We start from the raw sequence: 7,905 nt of genomic DNA on the forward strand, positions 1-7,905 counted from the left end.
TCCGCCCTGCGATGGGTAACGTATCGACCCTATGCAATCAGATCAAACCGGGCCGGCGGCCAGTACGACCGACCTCGACGAAAACCCGGCCCGTACTCGGCCCGACGAAGCGGCCCGCGACACCGAGACGAATACAACGGCCTCGACGCCGGCCGCGCCCCATCGCCGTGCCCGGCCGTGGTTATTGGCATTGCTTCTGGCGGCGTTGATCGCCCTGCTCGTCTATCGTCCGGCCTGGCGCGCAGAAGCCGCTGCCTGGACACGCACCACGGCCATGGAAACCTTCCACATCTCGCCGCGCGACGTGTACGGCGCAAGGCTGCGTATTGCCGGGCTCGCGGACAGCGCCCTGGGCGAGCGCTGGCGCAGTGCGGTGGCGCGGGCCGGCGAGGATCCGGGCCGGTTTTCCACCCGCTACGCCACGCGCGGCATGTTCGAACCCGACACCATCGAGGCGCATGTATTTCAGACCGCGCTCGAACGCGGCGAACGTTTCAAAGTGCGGCTGCTGCGCGATGCGCCGGCCTGTAGAGACTGTCGCAGCGCGCTTTATGCGGATATCCAGCGCCGCGACGCCGACAGCGACGATCCGAACGCCTGGGTCACCGTGCGCATGCTGGGTACTGATGGCGAGGTGGTGGAATTCGTTGCCGATCGCGACGGCGACTATCGAGTCGTGCTCCAACCCGAACTCGCGGCCGCGGTGGGCTACCAGCTGGCCATGGCCCGTGGTGGATCGCTGTCGTTTCCCGTCACCGGCGCAGCCGAGCGCGATATCGGCAGCGGTTTCGGCGCGCCGCGCGACGGCGGCGCGCGCAAGCATCACGGCGTGGATATCTTTGCCGCACGCGGCACACCGGTGACCGCCGTGGCCGACGGACGGGTGCGTATTGGCACCGGCGGCATCGGCGGCAAACATGTCTGGCTGTCGTCGGGCATGCTCGGCATCGGTGGGGCGCGTTATTACTATGCCCATCTCGATTCGTTCAACGTCGAATCCGGGGCGTCGGTATCGACCGGCGACGTGCTTGGCTACGTCGGCAACACCGGCAATGCCCGAACCACGCCGCCGCATCTGCATTTCGGCATCTACACCGGCTTCGGACCGGTCGACCCCGCGCCCTTCCTGCGGCCGGCGCCGGATTTGCCGGAGGGCTGAGCGCGTCGGGGCTGGGGCTACACATCGGCGTCCTTGTACCGAACAGCTGCATGTGGGGCGAAGTGCCTGCGACCAACGCGGCACGGCCATCGGCACATGGTCGAAAGACGCAGGCCGAATCGGCCCCGCAGGCTGCGTTCTTTGTTGGATTACGCTGCGCTAATCCAACCTACGCCCTGCGTTCGCTTTGGGGCGTCATCATCGAGCCGCGATCCATCATTCGCGCTTCCGGTGTGCATTTGCAGACGTGCTCCCTGCGCCCAAGCCGCGTAGGTTGGGTTAGGCCGACAGGCCGTAAGCCAACACGGCGCGCCACCTCGGCGCGGTCGGAACACGCAGCTCGCATCAGCCCGGGCAGGCTGCGTTCCTTGTTGGATTATGCTGCGCTAATCCAACCTACGTCCTGCCCTTGGAGCCAAGGCGTAAAACCAGGGCTGGACGGGCGCCGTGACACGGTTGAAAGACGCGGCAGAATCGGCCCACGGGCTGTGTTTCCTGTTGGATTACGCTTCGCTAATCCACCTACGGCCCACGTTCGCTATGGGGAGTAAATAACCCTCGCCCGCCGTCATTTGCGCTTCTCGCGTTTATTTGCGGACTTTGCCACGTCGGAACCGGCAAACAATCCGCGCCGGGAGCACGTCGCCTCATCAATCGAAGTGCAAACACTCGCGCGGCGCGTCAACGCGCCGTGCCGAGCGCATGGCAACGCCCTCCGTCATGGAGGCGCGAATGAGCGGCGCGATCCGGTTGAGGCTTTCGGCCGAGGCCCGGTCGATCAAGCGCTGGGCCGAGCTGCGGTGGATCAACGCCCGGGCCCAGGGCGGCAGCAGCGCGGCGCCGGCGCCGAGGAACATGCGCCGCGACACACCGGCAACGGGAATGGGCAGATCCATGGCCTCGAGCACGGCCAGCGTTTCGCGCGAACGATGGTCAAAGCGCAGCTGCGGCTGCATGGCGGCGAAATAGTCGTCCATTTCGGCCCGCGATGCGGGCACGTTCTTCGCCCCGAGCGCTTCGGCGACCCGTCGGGTTTCGTCGAAGTAGCGATCCTGTACCGCCACGCTCAGATCGGCGCGCCGATAGCGCATGTAGCCGGCCAGAAAGCTGGCCATTTCGGTGCAATGCACCCAGGTGAGCAGCTCGGGATCGCGGGCCGAATAGGGCTCGCCCTCGTCGGTGGTGCCGACGACCCGGGCATGCATGCGATCGACGATATCGATAATGCGCTCGGCGTCGCCCGTCGGCGCATAGCTGGTTGCAGCCACGAACATGGTGGTACGGCGCAGCCGGCCGAGCGGGTCTTCACGAAACCGCGAGTGGTTGACCACGCCGGCCAGTGCACGCGGGTGCAGGGTCTGCAGCATGAGGGCGGCAATACCGCCGGCCATCATGCCGGGGAAGTCGCCGTGGATCTTCCAGGTGACGCTGTCGGGGCCGAACAGGCCGGGGTCGCCCACGGGGGCATCGTAGTCGATGCCGAAATCCTCGGTGGTGGCCACCACGCCCACGATCCAGTCGCGCAGGCGTGCATGCAGCGGCGTAAGCCACTGACTCGGCGCGGGCAGGCGCTGACTGAAACGATGGGGCACGCAAAGACCGATTGGAAAGATGGGCTTACGACTATACCGCCGACACCGCCGGCGCAGATGCAATAAGTTCAAGCATTCGACCGGCCTGGCGTTGCGGATCAGCCGGCGAATTCGCGCAGCGGCCGGTGGGCATCGGTCAGCCAGTCGGCCACCGATCGACCGCTGGCTTCGACCGCCGCCAGCACCACCAGCCCGGCCGCGCGCGCGTCTTCGCCGGCGTCGTGGTGGTCGAATTCGATCGCCAGATACTCGCTCAGGCTGGCCAGCCCCCAGCCGCGGCGTGCGAACCGGGCAAAGGCACGGCGCGCCACGCGGGCGGAGTCCAGCCAGTGCGCGCCCAGCAGCGGTAGATCGTAGCGGGCACAGGCACGAGCCGTGGCGGTCACATCGAAGGCCGTATGGGAAACCACGATACGCCCGGCCAGCAGGGCCACGATCTCGTCGTAAACCTCGGGCCAGCTCGGCGCGGCGGCGACATCCGCGGCACGGATGCCGTGAATTCCGATGTTGTGCGCCGAAAACCAGGTCTGGGGATTGATCAGCCAGGCCCAGTTCTCGATCAGCACGCCGTCGGCAAAGGCGGCGAAGCCGATCTGGCAGATGCTGCCGGCGTCGTGGTTCGCGGTTTCCACGTCGATGGCAATGAAGTCGGGCACGCCGGCCACGAGCGCCGGCGCCGGGATCGGCCGTGCCATGCGCCGCTTACCAGAACATGCTGATGATCAGATACGGCACCAGCGTGGCGAGTACGACACAGACGATATTGAGCGCGAAGCCGGCCTGCATCATCGACTGGATCTTCATGCGCCCGGTCGCGAACACGATGGCGTTGGGCGGCGTGGCCACCGGCATCATGAACGCACAGCTGGCCGCGATCGCCGCCGGCACGGTCAGCAGCAGCACATCGACGCCCACCGAGCCCGCCAGCGCGCCGAGCAGCGGCATGAATACCGCGGCGGTCGCCGTGTTCGAGCTGACTTCGGTAAGCGAAATGATCACCAGCACCACCGCGCCCACGAGCAGCACGCCCGGCAGCACGCCGAAGATTTCCATCTGGGTGGCAATCCATTCGGCCAGGCCGGTGTCCTTGATCGCGCCGGCCAGGGCCAGACCGCCGCCGAACAGCAGCAGCACGCCCCAGGGCACGTTGGCTTCGTTTTCCCAGTTCATCAGCCGGCCGGTGTTGGCCTGCTTGCGATCGGGGCCGACCCGGCCGCTGCCCGCGGGGATCACGAACAGGGCCACGCCGATGAAGATGGCGATCATCGCATCGGAGAGCCAGTCGACCCCGGCGTTGTTGATCAACGGCCGGAATATCCACAGCCCGGCAGCGAGCAGAAACATGCCGCCCACCCGTTTCTCGGCGGTGGTCAGGCTGCCGAGCTGGCGCATTTCGTCCTTGAGCATATCGCGGCCGGCCTGGCTGTTATCCAGCTCGAAGCCGCCCCAGGTCAGCCAGACCCAGGCCGCGGCCATCATCGTGATCGATACCGGAATGCCGACGACCATCCACTGGGCAAAACCGATATCGATGCCCTGATCCGACGACAGATAGCCGGCCAGCAGCGCGTTCGGCGGCGTGCCGATGAGCGTGGCCACGCCGCCGATCGATGCGGCATAGGCGATACCCAGCAGCAGACGGGTGGCATAGCGATCCACCGCGGGCGAGTCTTCCTCGGCCATGAGACTCACGACCGACATGCCGATGGGCAGCATCATGATCGAGGTGGCCGTATTCGACACCCACATGCTGATGAAGCCGGTCGCGATCATGAAGCCGGCGATCTGGCGGGCCGGGCTTGAGCCCACCGCCAGCAGGGTGGCCAGGGCGATACGCCGGTGCAGGTTCCAGCGCTGCATCGCCAGGCCGAGCAGAAAACCACCCAGAAACAGGAAGATGATGTCGTCGGCATAGGAGGCGGCCAGATCCTCGATGCCGCCCACCCCGATCGCCGGGCCGATGGCCAGCGGCAACAGCGACGTGGCCGGAATCGGAATCGCTTCGGTCGCCCACCAGGTGGCCATGAACAGCGCCAGCCCGGCACAGTGCCAGGCGGCCGCGTCCATGCCGGCGGGGGCCGGGAGCACGAGCACCGCCAGCATGAAAACCGGGCCGAGAAACAGCCCGATACGCCCGGCGAGGCTGGTCGAATGGGCCTCCTGCTGATTGGAGGACACGCTGTCCTGGCTCTGACTCATCCCTGTTCTCCCGTTATTTTCGACGGCCCGATCAGCTGCGGGCGGTGACACCACCCATCATGGCAAGCAGGCCCTCGGCGTCCGGCGCTCGCTGCAGGCGCTGTGCATGGGCCACCGACAAGAAACCTTCATCCTGCATATGCGCGATACAGTTGGCCAGCGGCGCATAGAAACCGTCCACGTCGAGAAGGCCGCAGGGCTTGTCGTGCCAGCCCAGCTGATGCCAGGTCAGCACCTCGAACAGCTCCTCGAGCGTGCCGAAGCCGCCCGGCATGGCGATGAAACCATCGGCGGCCTCGATCATCGCCAGCTTGCGCTGATGCATAGTCTCGACCACGTTCAGCTCGGTCAGACCGGTATGCGCGAGTTCGCGATCGGTCATGGAGCGTGGAATCACGCCATAGACTTCGCCGCCCGCGGCCAGCGCAGCGTCGGCGACCACCCCCATCAGCCCGATCCGCGCCCCGCCGTAAACCACGCGCACGCCCGCGCGGGCAATGGCATCGCCCAGAGCGGCAGCGGCCTCGCGGTAGACGGGGCGCGCCCCGTCGCGGGAGCCGCAATACACGCACAGACTACGAATGGCGGGATCGGCGGGCGGGTTGGGTTCGGACATGGCAGGCGAAGCGTTGACGGGCGGGGCGCGCATTCTAACCAGCGGCCAAGAATGCGCGCAGCCGTGACTTGTCGCCAACTAGACCTTGCGCTGATGCTCGAGTGCTTCCTTGTCGACATCCTTGACGAAGGTTTCGTCGATCTCGCCGGAGAAGAAGCGCTTGCCGTAGATCAGCAGGCACAGGCCGATACCCACGCCAAACGCCCAGGCCGCGCCCTGGGTGACCAGCACGCCCGCGGTTACGCCGGCAATGCCCAGATCGCGCTGGCTGCGGGCTTCCATGATGCCGATACGCACCGATACATAGCCCTGCAGCAGCAGCGTCAACGCCAGTGCCACGCCGAGGATCGGCTGGATGATGGACACGATCGGCAATAGCAGCAGGCCGGTATTCGTACCCCAGCGAAACGAGCCGGCGCCGCCGAAGATCGAATCCATGGCCTTGCAGCCTTCCTTGTAGCGCTCGACGATCACCACGTGCATCGCCGCCCACAGCGGCCCGCACATGGCCACGTCCGGGCCGATGATGCTCATGCCCGCATTACGCGCGCCAAAGATCATGTGGGCACGGTCGGGGCTGTAGTCGATCTGCTCGTCCGGACGCGAACCGTCGGCCTCGTCGAGCAGCGCCTTGGACTGGAGCACATCGCCGAAGAGCACGATATAGGTCGCGCCGACCATGGGCAGCGCCTGGATGAAGAACCATGCCGGCGGCAGGCCCACCCCGAACACGGTGTACTCGGTCCAGAGGGTGACGAAGTCCGGCTTGGAAAAGCCCCACTCAACGTTCGGCCAGGGCGCTTCGCCGAATAGCGGCGCGATGATGATGGCCAGGGCGATGATGGGGAAGATGCCCAGCTTGCCGATCAGACCGAACACGGCGTTGCGCTGCTTGAGCACGCTGAAGCCGCGCGAAAAGATCAGCAGGAACGCCAGCCCCACGGCAATGGAAATGGTGAAGGGGAAGTTCCAGAAGCGGCCGTCGTTCGCGAACACGCTGTTCACCGCGGCCAGGCCCGCGCCCATGATGATGCCGGCCTTGAGCGCGGGCGGCACGAAGCGCACCACGTGTTTGGCCATGCCGGTCGCGCCCAGGCCGATCGACAGCGTGCCGAGCATGAACTGGAACGCAATGAGCGCATGCACGCGATCCACGCCCTCCGGAAAGCCTTCGCAATAGGCAATGAGCAGCGGAATGGCCGGCGTGATCCAGCCGGGAACCACGGGGTCGCCGAGCAGATGATGGGTGAGATAGAACAGGCCGTTGAGCATGACCACGGCCAGGGCCGCCTCGAACGGCATGCCCAGCAGGTCCATCATCAAGGGAATGGCGGCCAGATCGACCGCACACATCAACAGGCCCTGCAGATAATCGGGCCATTCGAAACGATAGTGCAGAAACGGCAGCCGGATCTTGAACGGGCCCGCACCCCAGTACGGCGTCTCACCGCCGTCGCGCTGCTTGTATTGAAACATCGAAATCCGCCCGGTTTGGATGCGCGTAAGATAGCACTCGGATTGTGAATATTCAGATTTCCGGAATTCCATTCCACAGGGCCCCACCCGCCTGCAGGCGTCGAGCCCTGGCCTTAACAAGCCTTTGATGACAGGGGGCATACCATCCCCCCATCGGGCGGCGATGGGCCGCACCGAGACTTACGCACACGAGAAACAAGCGATGGATGTACCTTTCTGGGTCTGGGGCGCGACGATCGCCGGTATTCTGGCGTTGCTGATATTCGATTTCTTCGCGCACGTGCGCACCCCGCATGCGCCCTCGCTGAAAGAGGCCGGCGGCTGGTCGATCTTCTACGTGGTGCTGGCCATCATCTTCGGTATCGGCCTGTGGATGGTCTGGGGCCACGACCACGGCATCGAGTACTTCGCCGGCTATATCACCGAGAAAAGCCTCTCGGTCGACAACCTGTTCGTGTTCGTCATCATCATGGCCTCGTTCAAGGTCCCGGCCGAATTCCAGCAGAAGGTGCTGCTGATCGGCGTGGTGATCGCGCTGGTGCTACGCACCATTTTCATCGCCCTCGGTGCGGCCGCGATCGAGCACTTCTCCTGGGTGTTCTATATCTTCGGCATCTTCCTGCTGTATACCGCCTGGAGCCTGGCGCGCAGCAAGCACGACGAAGACGAGGAATACAAACCCAACATCATGGTGCGCCTGGCACAGAAATACCTGCCCGCCACCGACGAGTACGACGGCACCCGCCTGACCACGATCAAGAACGGCAAGCGCCTGATCACGCCCATGCTGATCGTGATGATCGCCATCGGCGCCACCGATATCCTGTTCGCACTGGATTCGATCCCGGCCATCTACGGGCTCA

General features: G+C 65.4%; 7 protein-coding genes. 2 read left to right on the top strand and 5 right to left on the bottom strand.

Going from position 1 to position 7,905, the window contains the following annotated elements:
• The first annotated feature begins 31 nt into the window (after positions 1-31).
• Positions 32-1,159, top strand: coding sequence for a M23 family metallopeptidase (locus tag CMN27_RS08635; protein ID WP_293625632.1), 1,128 nt, complete (start codon positions 32-34; stop codon positions 1,157-1,159).
• Positions 1,160-1,809: 650 nt separating this feature from the next.
• Here the strand turns inward: CMN27_RS08635 and CMN27_RS08640 are convergent.
• From CMN27_RS08640 to CMN27_RS08660, 5 genes are all read right to left on the bottom strand, one after another.
• The gene (locus CMN27_RS08640) at positions 1,810-2,727 is read right to left on the bottom strand and encodes an oxygenase MpaB family protein (RefSeq protein WP_366515431.1); all 918 of its coding nucleotides are present in this window, start codon (positions 2,725-2,727) and stop codon (positions 1,810-1,812) included.
• A gap of 122 nt (positions 2,728-2,849) precedes the next feature.
• Positions 2,850-3,446 carry an exonuclease domain-containing protein gene (locus CMN27_RS08645; RefSeq protein ID WP_293625634.1) on the bottom strand — a complete coding sequence of 199 codons (597 nt, stop codon included), beginning with the start codon at positions 3,444-3,446 and terminating at the stop codon, positions 2,850-2,852.
• A gap of 7 nt (positions 3,447-3,453) precedes the next feature.
• Positions 3,454-4,950: a DASS family sodium-coupled anion symporter gene (locus CMN27_RS08650; RefSeq protein WP_293625635.1), complete on the bottom strand. Its 1,497-nt coding sequence runs from the start codon at positions 4,948-4,950 to the stop codon at positions 3,454-3,456.
• Between the two features lie 31 nt (positions 4,951-4,981).
• Positions 4,982-5,533, bottom strand: coding sequence for a TIGR00730 family Rossman fold protein (locus CMN27_RS08655; RefSeq protein ID WP_366515432.1), 552 nt, complete (start codon positions 5,531-5,533; stop codon positions 4,982-4,984).
• Between the two features lie 111 nt (positions 5,534-5,644).
• On the bottom strand, positions 5,645-7,042 hold the full coding sequence (locus tag CMN27_RS08660) for a hypothetical protein (protein WP_293625637.1): 1,398 nt from the start codon (positions 7,040-7,042) through the stop codon (positions 5,645-5,647).
• A 202-nt stretch (positions 7,043-7,244) separates the two neighbouring features.
• On the opposite strand from CMN27_RS08660, the gene CMN27_RS08665 reads away from it, so the two are divergent.
• On the top strand, positions 7,245-7,905 hold a 661-nt coding region (locus CMN27_RS08665; RefSeq protein WP_293625638.1), incomplete at its 3' end, for a TerC/Alx family metal homeostasis membrane protein.

This window comes from Salinisphaera sp., from assembly GCF_002729955.1.
GTDB lineage: Bacteria > Pseudomonadota > Gammaproteobacteria > Nevskiales > Salinisphaeraceae > Salinisphaera.

What these genes read in the sequence shown, in the direction of transcription:
- CMN27_RS08650 (WP_293625635.1), bottom strand. Translation starts at nt 4,950, where the DNA reads ATGAGTCAGAGCCAGGACAGCGTGTCCTCCAATCAGCAGGAGGCCCAT.
- CMN27_RS08660 (WP_293625637.1), bottom strand. Translation starts at nt 7,042, where the DNA reads ATGTTTCAATACAAGCAGCGCGACGGCGGTGAGACGCCGTACTGGGGT.
- CMN27_RS08645 (WP_293625634.1), bottom strand. Translation starts at nt 3,446, where the DNA reads ATGGCACGGCCGATCCCGGCGCCGGCGCTCGTGGCCGGCGTGCCCGAC.
- CMN27_RS08635 (WP_293625632.1), top strand. Translation starts at nt 32, where the DNA reads ATGCAATCAGATCAAACCGGGCCGGCGGCCAGTACGACCGACCTCGAC.